Raw genomic sequence first — 21,374 nt, forward strand, 5'->3', positions numbered from 1 at the left:
GCGCGCAGGGTTACTCTCGGCCGGTGACCTTCTCGCTCGTCGCCCGCTCCGCCGACGGCCGCCTGCACGGCGTGGCCGTCGCCAGCAAGTTCCTCGCCGCCGGGGCGCTGGTGCCGGCCGCCGCCGCCGAGGTCGGCGCGCTGGCCACCCAGGCGCACGTCAACCTCGCCTACCGCCCGCAGGGGCTCACCCTGCTACGGACCGGGGTGGCCGCCGCCGACGTGGTGGCCGGGTTGATCGCCGCCGACCCCCAGCGCGAACACCGCCAGCTCGGCGTCGTCGGGGCCAGCGGTTCGGGGGCCACCTGGACCGGGCCGGCCTGCCATCTGTGGGCCGGCGGGCGGACCGGCGACGGCTGGGCCGCGCAGGGCAATGTGCTCACCGGGCCGGAGGTCGTCGACGCGCTCGGTGCGGCCTGGCAGGCGGGAACCGCGCTGCCGTTCGCCGAGCGGCTGGTCGCCGCGCTGCGAGCCGGCGACGAGGCCGGCGGCGACCGGCGTGGTCGGCAGAGCGCCGGCCTGCTGGTGGTCGAGCGCGGCGGCGGGTACGGCGGCACCAGCGACGTGGTGGTGGACCTTCGGGTGGACGACCACCCGGACCCGGTGGCCGAGCTGGGTCGCCTGCTCACGGTGCACACCATGCTGTTCGGCCGGCCCGACCCGGCCACCCTGCTCGACCTGAGCGGCGCGGTCGCCGCCGAGGTGGCGGCGTTGCTCGGCGCGCTCGGCCATCCGGTGCACGAGGACGGCACGGAAGCGGCGTTGATCTCCTGGGCCGGGTTGGAGAACCTGGAGGAGCGGCTGGTGCCGGGGCGGATCGACCCGGTGGTGCTGACACACCTGCGCGGTGTCGCCCCGCACGTCCCCGCGCCCCGCTCGGCGAGCTGACCCGGCAGCGCCAGCGGGACGGCAGCCGCCGCTGACGGCCGCGGTCGGGCAAGGACCAGGGGTCAGCGGCCGAAGGCGAGCCACCGGAAGCCGGCGGCGTCGATCGCGGCCCGTTCCGGGACAGTCAGCACCGCCCGGCCGGTGGCCTTGCGGATCAGGGTCAGCCGGTCCCAGCTCAACCCGGCCGGTGTCGGTCGTCCGCCGGTGAGCAGCTCGGCGATGACCACGGCCGCCGGTGGGGTGAGCCACGGGGGCCGGCCCAGCGCGGCGGCCAGATCCAACCCGTGTACGCCCACCTCGACGACCCGGGTCCGCAGGAACTCGCCGAGGCGCATCGCGTCGCCGTGCCGGGTTCGCACCACCCGGTCGGGCGGCGCGGCGGCGACCGCCGCCTCGGTGGCCCGCCAGGCCCGGTCGAACTCGGTCGCCAGCGCCGCCCGGTCCACCCGCAGCGCGTCCCGCTGGCCGTCGGCGATCCGGTCGGCGTCGACCTCGGCGGTGAACTTCGCCGTGCCGAAGTAGCCGGCGGCGTCCACCTCGGCGTGTGGCGGGGCGGGCGCGGCGAGCATGTCGGTCAGTCGGCCGACCCCGGTGCGGACGTGCCCGATCAGGTCCCGGACGTTCCAGGGAGGGCAGTCGGTGGGCCGGCTGAGATCATCGTGGGTCAGCTCGGCCAGGATCTCGGTGAACCGCGCGCACTCGGCGGAGAACGCCGCGCGGACCCGCTCCATCGGACGGCTCAGCCCTTGACCCGGGGCACCAGCCGGTGCACGACGCTGAGCACCAACGCCATCACCACGGCCATCGTGCCGGCGATCCCGGCGGCGCTGCCCGCGTACCCGACGAACAGGGGGCGGCGGGCCAACTCCTCCGGCCCGGTGTCGCGCAGGTCGAGCAACCAGGACAGGGAGAGCCCGCAGGCGACCAGGGCGAGCACCCCGCCGAGCCCGAGCACCAGCGCCGCGAGCCGGTGCGCGTCGCCCGGGGCGACCTCGGCCCGCTCCCGCTGGGTGACCAACAGCAGCAGCCCGGCCAGCGCCGCCCACACACCCACCACGAGGTACGCGGCGACCGCGTCGCTGGGCCGGTGCCAGCCGGCGGAGAGGGTGGCGACTCCGGCGACGGCGGCGTAGGCGGCACCGATGAAGGCACCGGCGGCCCGCACCTTGCGCGGCAGCACGAGCATCAGCGCGACCGCCACCGAGGCGGCCACCGTGGCGTGCCCGCTGGGCAGGCTGTTGCCGACGGCGGCGCGTTCCGGGTCGAGGCCGTAGTCGGGCCGGTTCAGCCCGTACTTGAGCAGTTGGGTCGTGACGTTCGCTCCGGCGATCAGCAGGGTCGCGGTGATCGCCAGGGCGATCCGCCGCCGGAGCAGCGCGATGAACCCGATCGTCGCGGTGGCGGCCAGCAGCGAGACCACCGACATCGCGTTGAGGATCCGGTCGACCGGACCGTCGATGGTGTCCTGCCCGATCCGGTTGCCGGTGAGGGCGACAGTGTCCACCCACTGCCCGATCTCGAAGTGCACCGCCACCCGCCACACGGCGAGGAAGGCGGCCGCCTGGATGAGGGCCAGTACGACCAACCAGACCGCGGTCCATCCCCGTGCCGTCGCGCGCATCCGCACACCGTAGCGGCAGGTGTCAGCGGTCCAAGCGGTGGCCCGCCGTCAGTCGCCGGTTAGGTTGTGCCGGAGGCGAGGAGGCGGTGGTGAGCGGAACACCGGAACGCGACAGCGGCCCGGCCGAACCCGGTCCGGAGCAGCGCACGGCCGACGTCGGTCCGGGTAAGCCGGCGCGGGCCGACGTCGGTCCGGGTGGGTCGGCGCGGGCCGAGTCGCTGACGGACCTGCTGGGCGGGCGACGCGGTGCCATCGACGCGACTCTGCCGCCTTTGGCGTTCGCGGTGGGCTGGTTGCTGGGCGGCGAGTCGCTCTGGGGCGGGGTCGGCGCGGCGCTGGCCGTGGGCGCGGTGGTGGCCGGCGTACGGCTGCGTCGGGGTGACCGCCCGCGCTCGGTGCTGATCGGGTTGCTGGCCGTCTGCGTCGCGGCGTTGATCGCGGTGCGCACCGGCCGGGCCGAGAACTTCTTTCTGATCCAGGTGCTGTCCAACGCCGCGAGCGCTCTGGCGTGGACGGTCAGCATCGTGGTGCGCTGGCCACTGCTCGGCGTGCTGGTCGGTGCGGTGCTGGGCCAGCGCGCCCGGTGGCGGCGCGACCCGGTGCTGCTGCGCGGGTACGGCCGGGCCAGTTGGGTGTGGACGGCGACCTACCTGCTGCGGCTCGCGGTGTTCGTGCCGCTGTACCTGGGTGGGCAGGTGCTCGCGCTGGTGGTGGCCCGGGTGGCGCTGACCTGGCCGCTGGTCGCGGCGGCGCTGGCACTGAGCTGGGTGGTGCTGCGGCGGTCGCTGCCGGCCGGGCACCCGGGTCTGCGTCACCCGGTGGCGCCGCCGCGCTGACCCGGCCGGGGACGGCCGGCCCCGGGGCGGAGAAGCGCCCGGAGCCGGGGCAAAAAAGTGGAGAGGCCGCCACGGGGGGAGCGGCCTCTCCGGTGACGTACGTTACTCCGTCACGGACCTCGGTGTGATCCCGCTACGGCCCGAAATTCTGGGCTTTTTCGCGGCTGGCTTCAGTCCGGGCGGTGGGGCGGGCCGACCGATCCGCTGCGTCGGCCAGATGGCCGGCCCACCCCGGCCTGACCGTGGGTGTCAGGCCGTCCGCCGGCCCCGGTCCGTCGTTCCCCGGACCCGGGCCGGACCCCGGGGTGGGCGGTGCACGCCACCCACCCCGGGTCGTCTCAGCCGTTCGGGAACAGGCTGCCGTAGTCGGCGTACGCCATGGCGACGTCAGCCTGTGCCCAGAACCGGTGGTAGTTGAAGCTCGGCTCCGGACCACCGTCCAGGTAGGCCTGCACCTTGGGCCAGTCCGGGTCCTTCTTGTAGAAGGACCGGATGTCGAGGAAGCTCTTGCCGGCGGCGATGGCGTCGCCGTTCGGCATCTTCCCGGTCCAGCCCGGCGGGACGTAGAGGCCCTGCCCGGTGGACGCGTTGTAGACGTCATCGAAGCGCCCGTAGTCGCCACGCTTCTCGGTGGTGGAGACGCCCTTGGCGTCGCTGGCGGCCGACAGCGCGTCGAGCAGCCCCTTGGCGGTGTCCTTCGCCGCCACGTTGCCCGACTTGGCCGCGTACGCGATCAGGGTCCGGGCGTAGGCGGCGGTGACGCCAACGTCCTGGCCCTTCACCGTGACCTGGACGTGCAGGTTGGTGTTGGGCTGCGGGTTGGACGGGTTCCAGGTGGTCGGCTGACCGGTCCACGCCATGTCCGACGGGATCGACCAGTTGGTGCCGAGAGTGGTGTTGGCGATCGCCCACGGCACCCACTTGTCCAGCAGCGCCTTGGCCTTCGCGTTGCCGGTCTGCAGGTACAGCTCGGCGATGCGCTGCATCGACCAGGCCTGCATGCCGAACCACTGGTTCGACGGCGGGTCGTTGTAGACCGGGTCGACGTCGTAGAACATGCCGTAGAAGGTGCTGGTGCCGGCCGGCGGCTGGGCGTAGCTACCGTCCCAGCTGTTGGTGGCGCCACCGGCGATGCCGCCCTCGGCGGACTGCAGCCAGGTGTAGAACTCCAGCTGCCGATCGAAGCTCTTGGTCCAGTCGGCGACGGCGGTCGACGACTGCGGCTTGAGCTCCGGGGTGTTGGTCAGCGCCCAGGCCGCGAACGGGTTCTGGTAGCCGAAGTGGTTGTGGCTGGAGCCGATCCGCCAGGACCAGTTCTGGCTGGTGTCGTACGCGCCGCCCCAGGCGTAGTACCAGGACAGCAGGTAGTGCGCCGAGTCCTTGCCGCTGCCGGCGGGGCAGGTGCTGGCCCCGACGCAGTTGCCGATCTTCTTGAAGTACTTGTCGAACATCGCGTACCGCAGGTAGTCGCCCATCTTGGCGGCCTTGGCGATGGTGGCCGCGACGTCGGCCTGCTTGTTCTGCGCCTTGGCCCAGGTCAGCGCCCAGTACGCGGCCTGCACGGCGCGGGCGTCGGCGTCCGGGGCGTTGGTGTACTTCCACTGCTTGGCGGGGGCGCCGGTGTCCTTGACGAACAGGTCGAGGTAGCCGTACTGACCGCCGTGCTTGAAGGTGTCGCAGGACGGCTGCGGAACGGTTTCCCACACCGACTCCTGGGTGCCCCGCTGGAAGGTGTTGATGTAGGCCGGCTTGGTGGTGCCGTCACCGCAGCGGCCGAAGCCGTAGGTGTTGTCGACGTCCATCAGCCAGTGCATGCCGTAGATGTCGCCGGTGCCGTAGGTGGACTGCAACTCCGAGCGGAGCGGGTCCTGCCCGACCGGGATGTTCGGGTTCAGCGCCGAGGGGTACTGGCTGGGCAGGTTGTACTCCGCCGCGTACTGCGGGGTGCCCGCGGAGCCAGCCGTTGGCTGGTCTGAATGATTCGGAATTATATATTTTTCCATCACCGTCCAGGCGTTGTTGAACGGGGCCCAGTTCTGGGTGACCCGCCCGTAGTTCGCCTCCAGCCAGAGCCAGAAGCTGAACGCCTCCGAGGTGGTCTCGTGACCGTGGTCGGGTGCTTCCACGATCAGCGTTTCCACCGAGTGGTACGGCACGCCCTCGGGGCTGAAGTAGCCCGAGTTCTTGATCTTGCCGTACTGGTCGAGGAACTTCTTGATGTAGGCGTTGTCGCCGCCCGGGGTGTCGTTGTCGATTTCGGTGGCGGTGACCGCCAGCGAAGCGAGGCCCGTGGCGGAGGCGGTGATGGTGGCGGCGCCGCCGACGGTGTCGGTGTCCTCCGCCGCGGCGACCGTGACGGTGACCCCGGTGTTCCAGTTGCTCGAGGTCAGCGTGACGCTGGTCGGCGAGACCGTGATGTCGGAGTCGCCGGTGCGGGTGAGGGTGACCGGCACACTGGCCGTCGGCGCGGCGCTGAGCTTCAGGTTGAAGGTGGTGGTGCCACCCTCGTTGACGCTCACCGCGGACGGGGTGGCGATCAGCGTCGGGCCGGTGGCGGTGCCGACGGTGAACGCCTTCTCGTCGACCCCGATGCCGTTGGCGTTGTCGTACGCCTTGGCCTGGACGGTGTAGCTGCCGGCCGGCAGGTCCTCCTGCGTGTAGGCGTACGGAGCGCTGGTGTCGGTGTTGATCAGCAGGCCGTTGCGGTAGAACTCGACCTTGCTGATCGTCCCGTCCGGGTCGCTGGCGGTGGCGGTCAGCGGCACGTCCGCCGGCGCGGTGAAGGGCCCGGTCGGCAGGCTGAGGGAGACCGTCGGCGGCCGGTTGGCCGGGGTGCCGTTGCAGGGGGTGCCGTTCAGGGTGAACGCGGTGGGCTTCGGGTTACTCCCCGTGTGGGCGCCGTTGAAGCCGATGGTGGTGGAAGCCCCGGTGCCGAGGTTGCCGTTGTACGACTCGTTGGTCGCGGTGACCTCGCTGCCGGACTGGCTGAACCTGGCCGACCAGCCCTGGGTGACCCGCTGGCCGCTGTTCGGGAAGGTCCACTTGAGCGTCCAGTTGCTGATCGGGTCGCCCAGGTTCTTGATGGTGACGTTGGCGGTGAAGCCGGTGTTCCAGTCGTTGGTCGCGTAGACCACGTCGCAGGCGGGCGCGGCCTGTGCGGCGCCGGCAGGCACTGTCACCCCGCCGATGGCGAGCAGCGCGGCGGCGGCGAGCGCCACGCGGCGGCGTATTGCCAGTTGTCTCATGTGCGCGGTGTCTCCTCGGACCAGGCCGGGATGGTCCCCGGCGAGGCGCCTGCCCGCGAGGGTGGTGGTCCGCGGGGATGTCGAGGCGCCGGGAAGGTGGTCTTCCCCGGGCCCGGCCGGGGTTACGGCGGTGCGGCCCGCACGGGAGGGGGTCCCGCCGGCTGATTGGGTGACCGTGACCGGAGCTGGTGCTGCCGGTTGCCCTCGGTGGACCCGCACTCGCGCGATGTGGCTCCTGTCGCGTCGAATCGACAGTGTGCCATGGAAGCGCTCCCACAACAAGCGCGCGGAGCGCCGGATCAGCTCCTTGTTTCGATCTCGTTTTGGGGCTTTCACAAAGGCGTGACGGGCGTTACAGTCGCAACATCGGTCGATGGGAGCGCTTCCATCGACAAGGTTCCAACAAGAAGATCGCTGGGGTCGTCTCTGACGAGCTCAGGGAACCAGACCGAGGGCCGACGACGGGCCAGCCCGGACGCCGTCGTCAGCCATCGTCCCGCCACAGGGAGGGAGGTGGAACCAGAGCCACTCGCGTGGCCCGGCTCCCGCGCGACACGCACGGCAGGACCTAAATTCCGCCCGTGTGTGTGCAGTTACGGTGGGGACGGGGGTTGCCCTCCCCCGTCCCCACACTAAACCCCCGTACACGATAGGAAAAGAGGCCGACGGGACAGGCGCGCCGCGCCGCCCGGACGGCCTCGTTCGCTGCCCGGGGCCCACACACCGCCTCCCACCCGCCAGCGCCGGCCGTCATGACGGCCGGCTGACCGGCCGGCAGCGTCTGCCCTATCATGGGAGCGCTCCCGAATCTTTCGGCGGTGGCCCCGTATCCATGAGGAGAATCCATGTCGATACCTATCGGGCCCGCCGGCCCGCTGCGCTTCCCGGACAACTTCGGCTGGGGCGCGGCCACCTCCGCGTACCAGATCGAGGGCGCCACCAAGGAGGACGGGCGCGGCGAGTCGGTCTGGGACACCTTCAGCCGCGTCCCGGGGCGCACCCGCAACGGCGACACCGGCGACGTGGCCATCGACCACTACCACCGGTACGCCGAGGACCTCGACCTCATGCGCGACCTCGGGTTGCGCAGCTACCGCTTCTCCATCTCCTGGCCCCGGATCCAGCCCGACGGCACCGGCACGCCCAACCAGCGCGGCCTCGACTTCTACCGCCGTCTGCTCGACGGTCTGCACGAACGCGGAATCACCCCGATGGCCACCCTGTTCCACTGGGACCTCCCGCAGGCGCTACAGGACGCCGGCGGATGGGAGTCACGCGACACCGCCCACCGCTTCGCCGACTACGCCGACGTGGTCTTCCGCGCCCTCGGCGACCGGGTGCCGGCCTGGCTCACCATCAACGAGCCCAAGACGGTGGTGCAGAACGGCTACCTCACCGGCCACCACGCCCCCGGCCGGCAGGACCCGGACGCCGCCTACCTGGTCGCCCACCACCTGCAACTCGCCCACGGGTTCGCCGTCGGCGCGCTGCGGGCCAGCGGCAGCGACAGCCGGATCGGCCCGGCACTGAACCTGCACCCCTGCTACCCCACCGACGACTCCCCGCAGGCGGCCGCCGCCGCCCACCTCTACGACGGCTACGAGAACCGCCTCTACCTCGACTCGCTGCTCAAGGGCAGCTACCCGGAGGACCTGCTGGCCGACCTGGGCCCGCAGAGCCGGATGGTCCAGGGCATCCGCGACGGCGACCTGAAAATCATCTCCGCGCCGATCGACCTGCTCGCCGTGCAGTACTACACCCCGATCTACGTCACCGCCGACGGCGGCACCGCGCACCGCTGGGCAACCTCCGAGGCCGAGTGGCAGCAGATCTACCCCGAGGGGATGTACGACCTGCTGACCCGGATCACCCGCGACTACGGCCCGATCCCGCTCACCATCACCGAGAACGGGCTGCCCACACCGGACACGCTGGGCGCGGACGACACCGTCCAGGACACCGGTCGGATCGACTTCCTCCGCGACCACCTCACCGCCGCGCACCGGGCCATCGCCGACGGCGTACCGCTGGAGAGCTTCCACGTCTGGTCACTGATGGACAACTTCGAATGGGACCAGGGCTACGAGCAGCGCTGGGGCCTGGTCTACGTGGACTACGCCACCCAGCGGCGGGTGCTCAAGAACAGCGCCACCTGGTACCGCTCCGTCATCGCCGACGGCGGCTTCTGAACGCGTCGCCACCCGGACGGCCGGGCCCGGACGGCTCGGCTCGGGTGAGCCGGTGACCGTCCGGGCCACGGCCGGCACACTCAGCGGGGCAACGCCTGCTGCAACTCCGCCCGCAGGGCCGGGGTGAGCATCTCCCCCGCCTGCTTCGCCAGCCGGGCCATCTCGTAGCCCACCACACCGATGTCCGCGTCACCGGCCGCCAGCGTGGCCAGAATCGAACCGTCGCGGATCTGCATCACCAGAAAGTAGCCACGACCCATCTCGACCACCGTCTGCTTGACCACATCGCCGTCGAACATCTGGGCCGCGCCCGCGGTGATGCTCATCAGCCCGGAGGTCACCGCGGCGAGCTTGTCCGCGTTGTCCCGGGGCAGGTGATCGGAGATCGCCACCAGCAACCCGTCAGAGGAGACCACCACCGCGTGCGCCACACCCGGCACCCGCTCCGCGAACGCGCTCACCAGCCAGCTCAGGTCACGCGCCTCCTGGCTCAACGTCGTCACTGTCGTCGTCCCCCTTCGTCGTGCCCCCCGGACGGTGGCACGGATATCTCGGTGGTGTCCTCAGCCTCGGCGCGCCGTACCCCGCTGTAGAGCCGCGAGAGCATGCCGCCGACCGCCTCCGGGTCCGGGTCGGTGCGGGTCGGTGCCGTCGTCGGTTGTGCCGAACGGGTGACCGCGCTCAACTGCGCCATCGGCACCCGCACCGGCAGTCCCCGCTCGTTGGTGCCGGCGGTCACCGGGATGGTCGGCGGCGCCGCCGGTGCGGGCGCCGCCGGCGCGGTCGGGCCCTGCCGCGAATACCAGCCCCCGCCGGCACCGCGCGCAGCGGCCGGGGTCAACACGTCCTCGGCGCGCACCGGCATCGGGCGGCCCTGACGCGGCACGCCGACGCCCGGCGGGCGGCCGGCCACCGGCAGGTCCCGCACCGCGCCGCCCGGCATCGGGGCAGCGGCCTGCCGGACCGCCCCGGGCGGCGGAGCCGCCCCGCGCGCCGCGCTCGCCGCCAGCATCCGCGCCGACGGGGGCGCGTCCAGCTCCACGTTGCCCGGCGCAGCCAGCAACTCCGCGGGCAGGGCGAGCCGGGCGACCAGGCCGTCCTCGCCGCCCTCCAACCGCACGCGGAGGCCCAACCGGGCCGCCAGGTGGCTGACCACGAAGAGCCCCATCCGCTCCACCGTCGCGACGTCCGCAGCCGGAGGGCTCGCCAGCACCTCGTTCGCCTGCACCAGCGCGGCCGGGCTCATGCCCAGACCATGGTCGACGATCTCGACCAGCGGACTGCCCGCTCCGAGCCGGGCGGTCACCACCACGACGGTGTCCGGGCGGGAGAAGGCGGTGGCGTTCTCCAGCAGCTCGGCCAGCAGGTGCACCAGCTCGCCGACGGCGTGCCCGACCACGTGCACGTCGGCCACCGACTCGATCCGGACCCGCTGGTACTGCTCGATCTCGGCCGCGGCGGCCAGCAGCACCGCACCGAGGCCGACCGGCCGGTTCCACCGGCGGGTGGAGTCGGTGCCGGCGAGCACCAGCAGACTCTCGTCGTTACGGCGCATCCGGGCGGCCAGGTGATCGAGCTTGAACAGGTTCTCCAGCTGGTCCGGGTCGCTCTCCTCGCGCTCCAGGTCGTCCAGCAGCTCCAGCTGGCGCTCCACCAGCACCTGGCTGCGGCGGGCCAGGTTGACGAACATCGCGTTGACGTTGCGCCGCATCATCGCCTGTTCGACGGCGACCGTGACCGCGCTGCGGTGCACCGCCACGAACGCCTCGGCCAGCTCGCCGATCTCGTCCAGCGAGCGGACCACCGCCGGCGCGACCTCGATGCGGGGCACCCCGCCGGTGACGGTCTTCAGCCGGTCCAGGGCGTCCGGCAACTCGATCTGGGCGATCCGCAGCGCCTGGCTGCGCAGCAGGCGCATCGACCGGGCGACCGACCGCCCGATGAGCAGCGAGATCAGCAGGGCGGCCAGCAGGACCGTGACGATCCCACCGACGACCAGCAGGGTCGTGCGCAGCTGGTCGTCGCTGGCCTCCTCGGCCTGCCGCACGGCGTCGTCCAGCACACCCGCCTCAAGCTGGCGCAGCAGCTCCTGGCGCTGCTGGCTGGCCGACCACCACTGCTCCGACGGCAACACCTGCGGCGACGCCCCGCCGGAGGAGAGGCTGCGCTCCTCCAACCCGGTGGCGAGCAGGAACATCGGCGACACCGAGGTCTCGTCGTAGCGGCGGATCTGATCACTGGTCGCGGCCACCCGGAACGCGCCGAGCGCGGTGAGTTGCTGGCCACGCAGGTCAGCGAGGACCACCCGGTCCTCGGTGCCGTACGCACCGGCGCGGGCTGCGGCGTAGAGCTGCGCCCGCACCCGGGAGGAGAGCTCCTTCACCCGGGCCAGCTGGACGTAGCGCAGCACCGCGTCGTTCAACGCCGGCTGGTTCTGACCCGGCGTCGGTTCGGCGAGCAGGTCGAGCAGCGCCCCGACGGCCCGGTGGTAGTTGCTCAGGATGGTGTCGCTGCTGAGTACCGCCGGCGGAATCGCCGGACGGATGTCGACCACCTGGTCGTACGCCTCCAACGCCTCGGAGAAGGCGACCCGCCAGGACGCGTCCGCGTCGGCCAGGGGCTCGGCGGCCCGGCTGAGGTCCACGATGGCCTTGTCGGTGGCCGCCTGCAACGGCTTCAGGTCATTTTCCGCGGTCTGCCGGTCACCGCCCCTACGCAGGTCACCCAGCTCCCCCGCCGAGCGGTCGCGCTCCTGCTGGAGCTGGTGCACCGCCGCGGTGATCTGCCGGCCGATGCCGACCTGGCTGGAGAAGTCGTTCAACGCTGTGGTCCGCCCCACCAGCGTGCTGGTCTGCACCCCGGCGAGCAGGAGGAACGCCATCGACGGCACCACCAGCACGGTGGCGAGCTTCGTGCTCATCCGCCAGTCGCGCAGCCGGAACGGCGACCGCCGTCGATGCGGAACGACTCGGACGTCGAAGCGGCGCCGGCGATGGTTCGACACCGTGCCGTTCGACGGGTCGGGACCTGCCGCCACCCTGCTTCCTCCGTCCTACCGCGTCCACCGCGGTCGGGGGAGCGCAGTCCATCCAACCAGGCTCGGTACCGCTGTCAACGGCCCGGGCGAGGCCAAGGTTCAGGAAGGATACTGCGGGTGGGAACGTCCTGCCGTGGTCGGTAAAACCAGCTCGTCCGTCCGGCCGATGTCGGCGAGCTCGATCGCGTCACCGAAGCGCCCCAGCGCGACCAACGCGGCACCGGTGGCGCCGATTTCCGGGTTGCGTTGATGCGCCACCGGTCGCGGCGCGAGCGCGGTCGCGAAGGCCTGCCGCCACCACACCGAGGCGGCCACCGCACCGCCGCCCAACACCACGCCGACCGGTTTGTCGACTGTGGACTCCAGCACCCCGAGATCCTCGGCGACCAGCTCACACAGCCCCTGCATCAGCCCGGCCAGCATGTCCACGGAGGTGGTGCTGAAGCTGAGGCCGCGCAGCTCACCGCTGCCCGCCGGCGCCAGCCCGGGCGCCCGGTCGCCACCGAAGCGGGGGTTCGCCGGTCGGCCACCACCCGCCGGCACCAGCGCCAACGCCGCGTCCAGCTCGGCGCCCCGGGGCAACCGCAGCTCCCGGTCCGCCCAGGCGAAGAGGTTGCCCCCGTTGGCGTACGCGGCCCCGGTCACCACGTGGTCGTGGTCGACCCGGTACCGCCACAACCGTTCCGGCAGGCGGGGCATCGGTTCACCGGCCGGGATCCGCTGCATCAGCCGTACGGCGGCGGAGGTGCCCACTGTGACGGCGGCCCGGCTCGGGTCGACGCAGCCCGAGCCGACGTTCGACGCCCCACCGTCACCCACCGGCGGTGACCAGCGGGCCTGCGCCAACTGCGGCCACCGACGGGCCAGGTCGACCCGGAGCCGGCCGTGCCAGTCCAGCTCGCCGAGGGGCGGCAGGTCCCCCGGTCGCGCCTCGGCCAGCGTCAGCGCCTCCTCGTCCCAGCGCAGGGTGCGCAGGTCCAGCAGACCGGTCCCGGAGGCCTGGGAGATCGACATGGGCGCGGTGTCGAGCAGCTCGCCCAGCACGTACTCGGGCAGACCGACGAACCGGGCGATCGGGGTGCCGGACTGCGCGCGCAACCAGGGCAACCGCATCGACCAGTACGAGCGGTGCCACCAGCAGCCGGTGCGCTGGTGGAAGCTGTCCGGGTCGGCCGGCCCGGCGGTACGCCCGACCGGGGCGGGCCGGGTGTCCAGCCAGGTGACCACCGGGCCCAGGGGGGCGCCGTCGCGGTCCAGCGGGAGCACCGAGTGCCACTGGGCGGAGATCGCCACCAGGCTGACGTCGTGCAGGTGCCCCGAGTCGGCCAGCTCGTCCAGGCACTCGACCAGGCTCGCCAGATAGTCCCGAGCAGACAGCGTGCCGGTGCCGTCGTCGCCGATGGCGAGGTCGACCTTGCGGCGGGCCAGGGCGCCGGGCAGCGGCTGGGTGTCCGCGTCCAGCACCAGCCCGCGTACCGAGGAGGTGCCCAGGTCGAGCGCGAGAATGTTCATCGCCGGTCAAGTTACCCCGTGCCAGCCGGCCGACGGGCGCGTAGGGTGGATCGCATGCTCGCGCAACTGACCAGTTGGTGGCCCGCCGACCCGGCGGCCATCTCCCGCGCGTAGCTCCAACCACGCGGCCGCCATCGAGGCGGTCGCCGGATCTCCCCGGCCGGAGGGCCGCCCGACGGCGGCGCCCAGCCCGACGGAGACACCCCATGACCCACCTGACCGACCTGCTCGCCGCCGTCGCCCACGGCGTCGACCCCGGCCCGTTCGCGCTGCTGCGCCGCGACGGCGCGGACGAACTGGACCTGTTCACCGGCCCGGTCGACACCGTTGAAGGGCTCACCGACATACCACTGCCGCCGGGTCCTGCCGGGGCACGGACGCTGGCCCTGGTGCCGTACCGGCAGATCACCGAACGCGGCTTCGCCTGCGTCGACGACGGCGCCCCGCTGGAGTTCCTCCAGGTCCGCGAGCACCAGCGGATCACGCTTGCCGACGCGCTCGCCGCTCTGCCCGACGAACCGGTCCACACCACCGACGCCGGCTTCGACGTCAGCGACGAGGAGTACGCGCGGACCGTGCAGCGGGTGCTGTCCGAGGAGATCGGCCGCGGCGAGGGCGCGAACTTCGTCATCCACCGCGCCCTGCACGCCACCGTGCAGGGCCCACCGTTGAGGGCCGCGCTGGCCGCGCTGCGCCGGCTGCTGATCGGCGAACGCGGCGCTTACTGGACCTTCGTGGTGCACACCGGCGCGCGGACGCTGGTCGGGGCCAGCCCGGAACGGCACGTCAGCGTCGACGACGGACTGGTGATGATGAACCCCATCAGCGGCACCTTCCGCTGCCCCGGTGGCGTCGTCGACCGGCCGGCCCTGCTGCGCTTCCTCGCCGACCCGAAGGAGATCGAAGAGCTGTACATGGTGCTCGACGAGGAGCTGAAGATGATGGCCACCGTCGCCGAGCACGGCGGGCAGGTCGTCGGGCCGTACCTGAAGGAGATGTCGCACCTGGCGCACACCGAGTACCTGCTCGCCGGGCGGGGCACCCGTGACGTGCGGGAGGTGCTGCGCGAGACGATGTTCGCCCCCACCGTGACGGGCAGCCCCATCGAGAACGCCTGCCGGGTGATCGCCCGGCACGAGCGCCGGGGCCGGGGCTACTACGGGGGTGTGCTGGCGCTGCTCGGTCACGACGAGGCCGGTCGGCAGACGCTCGACGCCCCGATCCTGATCCGTACCGCCGAGATCTCCCCCACCGGCCGACTGCGGGTGCCGGTCGGCGCGACCCTGGTCCGACACTCGACGGCGGCCGGCGAGGTGGCCGAGACGCACGCCAAGGCCGCCGGTGTGCTGGCCGCGCTCGGCCTCGGTCCGGCGGCGTCCGTGGGCGACCGCGGGCTGGTCGCGCGGATGACCGACGACCCGGCGGTACGCGACGCGCTGGCCGCGCGTAACGCGCCGCTGGCGCGGTTCTGGCTGGACCAGCGGTCACCGGACGCTCCCGGACTGCCCGGCCTGGTCGGCCGCCGGGTGTTGATCGTGGACGCCGAGGACACCTTCACCGGAATGCTGGCCCACCAACTGGGCGCGTTGGGTCTCGCGGTGACCACCCGGCCGTGGCACGAGGGCGGCCCGGTCGACGACTACGACCTGGTGGTGGCCGGTCCCGGACCGGGCGACCCGGGCAGCGTGGACGCGCCGAAGATGGTGGCGCTGCGGGAACTGCTGACCGGGCTGCTGACCACCGGCCGTCCCACCCTCGCCGTCTGCCTCGGCCACCAGGTGCTGGCCGGGCTGCTGGGGTTGGCGCTGCACCGCCGGGAGGCGCCCTATCAGGGGTTGCAGCGGGAGGTGCCGGTGTTCGGCCGGACCCGCCGGGTCGGGTTCTACTCGACCTTCACCGCCCGCGCCGACGCCGACCGGCTGGCCACCGCGTACGGGCCGGTGGAGCTGGCCCGGGACCCGGGTGACGGCGCCGTGCACGCCCTGCGGGGGCGCGGCTTCGCCGGGGTGCAGTTCCACCCGGAGTCGGTGCTCAGCCCGGACGGGCTCGCCGTGCTGAGCGAGCTGGTGACCGAGTTGCTACCCGCGTCAAGCCCGGACGAGCTGTCCGCGACGCGTAAAGGCGCATAGTCAGCCTGGTCCGGGGGTAGGGCTGGATGGACCGGTGGCGGGGACGGGCCGAGAGCCCCCGCCCTCGCCACCGGTCGCCTCGCTCGTCAGCCGGCCATTCCCGCCTTCAGCGCGGTCCCCAGCAGCACCGAGCGCCGGGCGGTGAGCGCGCAGGCCTCGAGCGCCACGGCGTCCGGGGCGATCTCCCCGTTGTTGCTGGTGTGCGAGGGGCCGTACGGGTTGCCGGCGATGAACTGGCTGGTGTCGGTGTAACCGGGGGTGACCACCACACCGCCCCAGTGGTAGAAGACGTTGAAGAGCGAGGTCAGCGTGGTCTCGTGCCCGCCGTGCGCGGTAGCCGTCGAGGTGAAGGCGGAGTAGACCTTGTTGGCCAGCGTGCCCTGCGCCCAGAGCGGGCCGGTGGTGTCGATGAACTGCTTCAACTGGGCGGCGATCATGCCGTACCGGGTCGGCGCACCGAAGATCACCACGTCGGCCCAGGCCAGGTCGTCGAGCATCGCCTCGGGCACGTCCTGGGTCTCCAGGTGGTGCGCCTGCCAACCGGAGTTGGAGCGGATCGCCTCATCCGGTGCCAGCTCGCGCACCTTGCGCAGGCGCACGTCGGCACCGGCGTCCCCGGCGGCCTCGCACACGGCCTGCGCCATCTGGTACGTGATGCCGGTGGCGCTGTAGTAGATCACCGCTACCTTGGTCTGGGCAGCCATCAGAGTGTCCCCTTCTCGTCTCGGATCAGCTCCCGCGACTACCCGCTGCGGGCGCGATCTAACGACAGCCCCCCGGCGCCCCCGGTTACCGGTCCGCCGGCTCAAGTTTTCCGCAACTTCCCGGTCGTTCCGGCCCGACGCCGCCCGCGGACGGCGATCCTGATGCCATCGGTGCCGGCGGGATCGAGCCGCCGCCCCGCACCGGGCACCTGAACGGGGGATCGCGCTCCGCCGGCAACGGCGCTGGCGTAGCGCGATCAGGGGTTGGTCCGTCCCGCCTCGGTCAGCGAACCAGGGTCGCCATCAGCCGGTCCAGCTCGGCCGCCGGGTCGACGGTGAGGCCGGTGTGCACCGGCCCCGTCTGGATCATCGTGCTGCGCGGCGCGGCCAGCCAGTGGAACCGCTCACCGAGCCGCATCCGGGTCGCCGGCCCGTCACCGGAGCAGGTCCGGTCCCAGGAGTCGAGCACCGCGGCCACCGCCGGCAGGTCGACGTCGGGTGCCAGCGCGCGAACCCGGTCGGCGTCCAGGTGCGTCCGGGCGGCCAGGAAGTCGCGCTGCTGGCAGTAGAGCAACACCCCGACGTTGATCTGCTCACCGCGCTCGATGCGGGGCACGAGCCGGATCAGCGCGTACTCGAAGGGTTGCCTCATGCCCCGCTCCCCGATGGCAGCCAGTCGGCCGTGCGGGCGACCCGGCGGGACAGGTGATCAAGGTACGCGCCGCGCGCCCCGTCGGCCGTCTCGAAGTCGGCGGCGGTCAACCACTCCCCCGGCACCAGGGCCAACACCTCGGCGAGCAGCTCCGGGGTGACCTGGGGGGCCAGCTCGGCGTCCGCCTCGGCCAGCCGCGACGCGTACGGCGCCAGCACGTGATCCTCCGCGCGGTAGGCCCGGTGCACGGCGGCCTCGGCGCGCGGCCAGTTGTGGTGGAAGTACAGCGAGGCACCGTGGTCGATCAGCCACAGCTCCCGGTGCCAGACGAGCAGGTTCGGGTTGCGCCAACTCCGGTCGACGTTCTCCACGTACGCGTCGAACCAGAGCACCCGGGAGGCCAGCGCCGGGTCGACGGGGTGCGCCACCGGGTCGAAGCCCAGCGCCCCGGGCAGGAAGTCCATCCCGAGGTTGGCGCCACCGCTGTTGCGCAGCAGCTCCTGCACCTCCTGGTCGGGCTCGGCCCGCCCGATCACCGGGTCGATGTCGAGGACCACCAGCGGCGGCACCCGCAACCCCAGCCGGCGGGCCAGCTCACCGCAGATCACCTCGGCGATCAGCGCCTTGGGCCCCTGCCCGGCGCCCCGGAACTTCGCCACGTAGGTGCCCAGGTCGTCGGCCTCCACCACGCCCGGCAGCGACCCACCCTCGCGCAGCGGGGTGACGTAGCGGATCGCGGTGACCTGGCGGAGCACGCCGCCCACCCTACTGGGGCCGGTCGTGACCGGTAGCGGCCCGGCGTCAGAGCTTGTCGCGCAGCTTGTCGACCTGGGTCTGTAGGCGGTTCACCGCGTTCTCGTTGTTGACGAACGTGGTGATTCCCGCGGCCAGACCGAGACCGATCAGCACGGCAATGATGCTGAGCACCAGGCCGCCGATCGACACGCCACGACCGGTGACCCCGGGTCGGCGCGCCATCTTGAGGCCGACGATGCCGAGGATGATCCCGATGATGCCGAGCACCAGCCCCAGCCAGGCGAGGATCGCCGTCAACACGCTGAACAGAGCGGCCACTCCGAACACCAGGGCGAAGGTCGCGGCGGCGCTCGTCTTCGCACGGGCGTCCCCACGGTGGCTCCGGGACCCGGCCGTTACGCCGGAACCCCGGGCCGGCTCGCTTGCGGCAGTCATGGGACTCCCCTCCGTACGCGCGGCGCGCGCACTTCCGGCCAGCCGCTTTCCCCCGACGACCGCCGTTACGCCTCCCATCAGCAGGAGTGTCGGTGGTCGGCCCTAGGCTGGCCGCCCGGCACGAAAAAGGAGCGCTCGATGCCTGTCGACCTCAGCGCGGCCGACGCCCTGGCGCTGCGGATGACCAGCCTGCTGCTACGTCCCCATCCGAGCATCCGGCCCGACACCGTCGCCGAGGTGGTCGAGTGGTTCGGCGCGATGCAGGCACAGGACCTGGCCAGCGGGTTGTGGTCGCTGGGTGCTCGACTACCCGGCCGGAGCGTCGCCGACGTGCAGGCCGCGCTGGAGCGGCGGGAGGCGCTGCGCACCTGGCCGATGCGGGGCACCGTACACCTCGTCCCGGCCGCCGACGCCCGCTGGATGCTGGAGCTGACCGGCGTACGATCGCTGGCCGGCGTGGCGACGCGGCGGGCGCAGCTCGGGCTCACCGAGGCGGACGCGGACCGGGCGGTGGACGTTCTCGGCGCCGCGTTGGCCGGCGGCGGTCGACTCACCCGCGCGCAGTGCCTGGCCACCCTGCGGGCGGCCGGCCTGGGCACCGACGGGCAGCGTGGTTACCACCTGCTGTGGTATGCCAGCGTTCGCGGCATGACCTGTGTGGCGCCGAACGTCGGCACCGAGCAGACCTTCGCCCTGCTCGACGAGTGGGCGCCCCGGTCCCGTCGGCTGGAACGGGACGAGGCGCTGGCGCTTCTCGCCCACCGTTACGTGCGCGGGCACGGCCCGGTCACCGACCGCGAGTTCGCCGGGTGGAGCGGCCTCACCGTCACCGACGCCCGGCGCGGCCTGGCCGCCGCCGACGACGCGCTGAGCACGGTAGGTGTCGACGGCACGCCGATGTACGTCGACGCGGCAGTGGCCGACGCGCCACGTGACACGCCGGACGACGTGCTGGCGCTGCCCGGCTTCGATGAGTACCTGCTCGGCTTCCGGGACCGCACGTTGATGCTCGACCCCGCCCACCAGGCGGCCGTGGTGCCGGGCAACAACGGCATCTTCCAGGCCACCGTGGTCCGCGCCGGTCGGGTGGTGGGCGTGTGGAAGCGCAAGATCGGCCGCGTCGCGGTCACCGTGACCATCCAGCCGCTCAGCACGCTCGACGTAGCCGCGCGGGCCCGGGTGGAGCAGGCGCTCGGGCGCTACGCCGACTTCCTCGGGCTGCCGGCCCGCTTCGACTGGCTGACCTGAGCCGGCGGCGTCACTGCCAGCCGGCGCGTCACTGCCAGCCGGCGCGTCACTGCTTCGGCGGTGCCGGGTCGGCCGGTCGGGGGCGGGCGGCGCTGAGCAGGTCGACGATCCGGGTCACCCGGGGGTCCACGCGGATCTGCGCCACGCTGGCCGGCAGCGGCAGCCGCCAGTTCGGATACTCGTCCACCGTGCCCGGCATGTTGGGTTGGCGTACCTCGCCCAACACGTCGTACAGGGAGACACCGAGCAGCCGGGTCGGGCTGGCCCCGAGCGCGGCGTGCATGGCCACCACCACCTCGCCGTCGTCGGGTGTCGCAGTCGCATCGGGCAACGCCGGATCGTCATCCGTCCTTTGCTCTGCACCCTCAGAGGCGACAGTCACGGTCGGTAGCTGCGGCGCCGGCTCGGGCAGCAGGTTCTCGGCGCGCAGCATGGTGAGTAGCCGGTCCCGATCGGTGGCGGCGCGGGCCCGCTCCACCGCCACGTCGGTGCCGAGCAGCTTCAACTCGTCGCGCACCCGCACGTGCTCACCGGTCAGGAAACCCGGCGCGGTGGGCAGGTCGTGGGTGGAGATGGTGGCGAGGGCGTTGCGCGGCCACCGGGCCGGTGGGACGAAGTCACCGGCCTCGTCGCGGGCGAACCACAGCACTGTCGAGCCGAGCATGTTGCGCCCCCGCAACCCTCGGGTCACCGCCGGTTGGACCGTGCCGAGATCCTCACCGACAACCACCGCACCGGCCCGGTGCGCCTCCAACGCGAGGATGCCGAGCATCGCCTCGGCGTCGTAGCGCACGTAGGTGCCCTCGGCCGCGCCGCCGCCCGGCGGCACCCACCACAGTCGCCACAGGCCGGCCACGTGATCGACCCGCAGGCCACCCGCGTGCCGCAGGGCGCGGCGCAGCATGTCCCGGTAGGCGGTGTAGCCGGTGGCGGCGAGCCGGTCCGGACGCCACGCGGCGAGCCCCCAGTCCTGCCCGAGCTGGTTGAAGTCGTCCGGCGGCGCACCCACCCGCACCCCTTGGGCCAGCACGTCGGCGAGCTGCCACCCGTCCGCGCCGCCCGGGTCGATGCCGACGGCCAGATCATGTACGACGCCGACCGGCATTCCCGCCGAGCGGGCCGCCGCCGTCACGGCATCGAGCTGCTCGTCGCACAGGTGTTGCAGCCAGGCGTGGAAGGTCACCCGGTCGGCGAGTTGCCGACGCTGCTCGGCGACCGCCGGGGCGTCGGGGTGGTGCAGCTCCGCCGGCCAGGCACGCCAGTCGTTGCCGTGCCGTTCGGCGAGCGCGCACCAGGTGGCGAAGCTGGTCAGCGCCGGGTCCGCGGCAAGGTCCACCGCCTGGGCGTACGGATGCAGCAACTCCAGGGCGCGCCGCTTGGCGGCCCACACCTCGTCGTAGTCGATCAGGGGACCCCGGTCGGGACGCAACGCGTCGACCACGGCCCGGGTCGCCGGGTCCGCCGCACGGTACGCGGCGGTGTCGCTGACCCGCAGGTAGAGCGGGTTGACGAAGCGTCGGCTGGCGGGCGAATACGGTGAGGTGGCCACCGGGTGCGCCGGCCCGACCGCGTGCAGCGGGTTGAGCAGCACCAGCCCCGCCCCGGCGGCACCGGCCCAACCGGTGAACTCGGCGAGGTCGCCGAGGTCGCCCATGCCCCAGGAGCGCTCCGAGGTGAGCGCGTAGAGCTGGAGCATCCACCCCCAGGCCCGGGGCGGCACCGGCAGCCGGCGCGGCACCACCACCACTGTCACCTCCCGGTCGGCGCAGGCCAGCCGGTGCCAACCCAGCGGCAGGTCCGCTGGCAGCTCACCGTCGACCGCGCGGCGGCCACCGTCCTCAAGGGACACCGTCGCCGGGCCGGGCAACGCGCGCGTCACGCCCTCGGTGAGCACCACGGTCGGTGGTAGCGCGGTCCGGTCCACCGCGCGGGCGGCGGCGAGCGCGTCGGCCACGGCGGCCGGGCTGGTGGCGTCCACGCCGAGCAACCCCAGCACACCCACCACGGTCTCCGGTGCGACCTCGACGCGGCGGTGCCGCCAGTCCTCGTACCAGGTGGACACTCCGTGCGCCTTGGCAAGCGCGGCCAGTCGTCGGTCCATCCCGCCCCCCGCCTCGCGATGC

General features: G+C 72.7%; 16 protein-coding genes. 5 read left to right on the plus strand and 11 right to left on the minus strand.

Going from position 1 to position 21,374, the window contains the following annotated elements; genetic code table 11:
* The first annotated feature begins 23 nt into the window (after positions 1–23).
* Entirely contained in the window at positions 24–887 is an 864-nt protein-coding gene (locus ABZU52_RS14755; protein ID WP_354971560.1) for a DUF1028 domain-containing protein, read from the plus strand.
* 62 nt (positions 888–949) lie between these two features.
* On the opposite strand, the gene ABZU52_RS14760 is transcribed toward ABZU52_RS14755, so the two are convergent.
* A complete protein-coding gene (locus ABZU52_RS14760; protein WP_354971561.1) occupies positions 950–1,618 on the minus strand; it encodes a maleylpyruvate isomerase N-terminal domain-containing protein in 669 nt (222 codons plus the stop codon).
* Positions 1,619–1,626: 8 nt separating this feature from the next.
* Positions 1,627–2,514 (minus strand): phosphatase PAP2 family protein, encoded by an 888-nt coding sequence (locus tag ABZU52_RS14765; RefSeq protein WP_354971562.1) that lies wholly within the window; start codon positions 2,512–2,514, stop codon positions 1,627–1,629.
* A 212-nt stretch (positions 2,515–2,726) separates the two neighbouring features.
* Between ABZU52_RS14765 and ABZU52_RS14770 the strand changes: the two genes are divergently transcribed.
* The gene (locus ABZU52_RS14770) at positions 2,727–3,344 is read left to right on the plus strand and encodes a DUF3159 domain-containing protein (RefSeq protein ID WP_354971591.1); all 618 of its coding nucleotides are present in this window, start codon (positions 2,727–2,729) and stop codon (positions 3,342–3,344) included.
* Positions 3,345–3,682: 338 nt separating this feature from the next.
* Here ABZU52_RS14770 and ABZU52_RS14775 read toward each other — a convergent pair whose 3' ends face one another.
* Positions 3,683–6,589, minus strand: coding sequence for a glycoside hydrolase family 48 protein (locus tag ABZU52_RS14775; RefSeq protein WP_354971563.1), 2,907 nt, complete (start codon positions 6,587–6,589; stop codon positions 3,683–3,685).
* 845 nt (positions 6,590–7,434) lie between these two features.
* Here ABZU52_RS14775 and ABZU52_RS14780 point away from each other — a divergent pair.
* Positions 7,435–8,778, plus strand: a complete 1,344-nt coding sequence (locus tag ABZU52_RS14780) for a GH1 family beta-glucosidase (protein WP_354971564.1) — start codon at positions 7,435–7,437, stop codon at positions 8,776–8,778.
* 80 nt (positions 8,779–8,858) lie between these two features.
* Here the strand turns inward: ABZU52_RS14780 and ABZU52_RS14785 are convergent, their stop codons facing one another.
* The 3 genes from ABZU52_RS14785 to ABZU52_RS14795 form a co-directional block, all read right to left on the minus strand.
* Positions 8,859–9,272, minus strand: coding sequence for a roadblock/LC7 domain-containing protein (locus ABZU52_RS14785; RefSeq protein ID WP_203148617.1), 414 nt, complete (start codon positions 9,270–9,272; stop codon positions 8,859–8,861).
* 5 nt (positions 9,273–9,277) lie between these two features.
* Complete coding sequence (locus ABZU52_RS14790; protein ID WP_354971565.1) at positions 9,278–11,815, minus strand: nitrate- and nitrite sensing domain-containing protein; 2,538 nt, start codon at positions 11,813–11,815, stop codon at positions 9,278–9,280.
* 99 nt (positions 11,816–11,914) lie between these two features.
* Entirely contained in the window at positions 11,915–13,327 is a 1,413-nt protein-coding gene (locus tag ABZU52_RS14795) for an FGGY family carbohydrate kinase (protein ID WP_354971566.1), read from the minus strand.
* Positions 13,328–13,533: 206 nt separating this feature from the next.
* On the opposite strand from ABZU52_RS14795, the gene ABZU52_RS14800 reads away from it, so the two are divergent.
* Positions 13,534–15,456: an anthranilate synthase family protein gene (locus tag ABZU52_RS14800; protein WP_354971567.1), complete on the plus strand. Its 1,923-nt coding sequence runs from the start codon at positions 13,534–13,536 to the stop codon at positions 15,454–15,456.
* An 86-nt stretch (positions 15,457–15,542) separates the two neighbouring features.
* Here the strand turns inward: ABZU52_RS14800 and wrbA are convergent, their stop codons facing one another.
* The 4 genes from wrbA to ABZU52_RS14820 all read right to left on the minus strand — a co-directional run bounded on the left by wrbA (position 15,543) and on the right by ABZU52_RS14820 (position 18,003).
* Complete coding sequence (wrbA, locus tag ABZU52_RS14805; RefSeq protein WP_354971568.1) at positions 15,543–16,160, minus strand: NAD(P)H:quinone oxidoreductase; 618 nt, start codon at positions 16,158–16,160, stop codon at positions 15,543–15,545.
* Positions 16,161–16,443: 283 nt separating this feature from the next.
* Positions 16,444–16,812 carry a DUF3037 domain-containing protein gene (locus ABZU52_RS14810; protein WP_091404117.1) on the minus strand — a complete coding sequence of 123 codons (369 nt, stop codon included), beginning with the start codon at positions 16,810–16,812 and terminating at the stop codon, positions 16,444–16,446.
* Entirely contained in the window at positions 16,809–17,567 is a 759-nt protein-coding gene (locus ABZU52_RS14815; protein ID WP_354971569.1) for a HipA family kinase, read from the minus strand. The genes ABZU52_RS14810 and ABZU52_RS14815 overlap by 4 nt, the downstream gene beginning before the upstream one ends.
* Before the next feature lie 46 nt (positions 17,568–17,613).
* Positions 17,614–18,003 (minus strand): hypothetical protein, encoded by a 390-nt coding sequence (locus ABZU52_RS14820; RefSeq protein ID WP_354971570.1) that lies wholly within the window; start codon positions 18,001–18,003, stop codon positions 17,614–17,616.
* A 138-nt stretch (positions 18,004–18,141) separates the two neighbouring features.
* Between ABZU52_RS14820 and ABZU52_RS14825 the strand changes: the two genes are divergently transcribed.
* Complete coding sequence (locus tag ABZU52_RS14825) at positions 18,142–19,251, plus strand: winged helix DNA-binding domain-containing protein (RefSeq protein ID WP_354971571.1); 1,110 nt, start codon at positions 18,142–18,144, stop codon at positions 19,249–19,251.
* Positions 19,252–19,297: 46 nt separating this feature from the next.
* Here ABZU52_RS14825 and malQ read toward each other — a convergent pair whose 3' ends face one another.
* Entirely contained in the window at positions 19,298–21,352 is a 2,055-nt protein-coding gene (gene malQ / locus ABZU52_RS14830) for a 4-alpha-glucanotransferase (RefSeq protein WP_354971572.1), read from the minus strand.
* Between the last annotated feature and the right edge of the window lie 22 nt (positions 21,353–21,374).

It is taken from the genome of Micromonospora sp. NPDC005220 (assembly GCF_040607895.1).
GTDB lineage: Bacteria > Actinomycetota > Actinomycetes > Mycobacteriales > Micromonosporaceae > Micromonospora.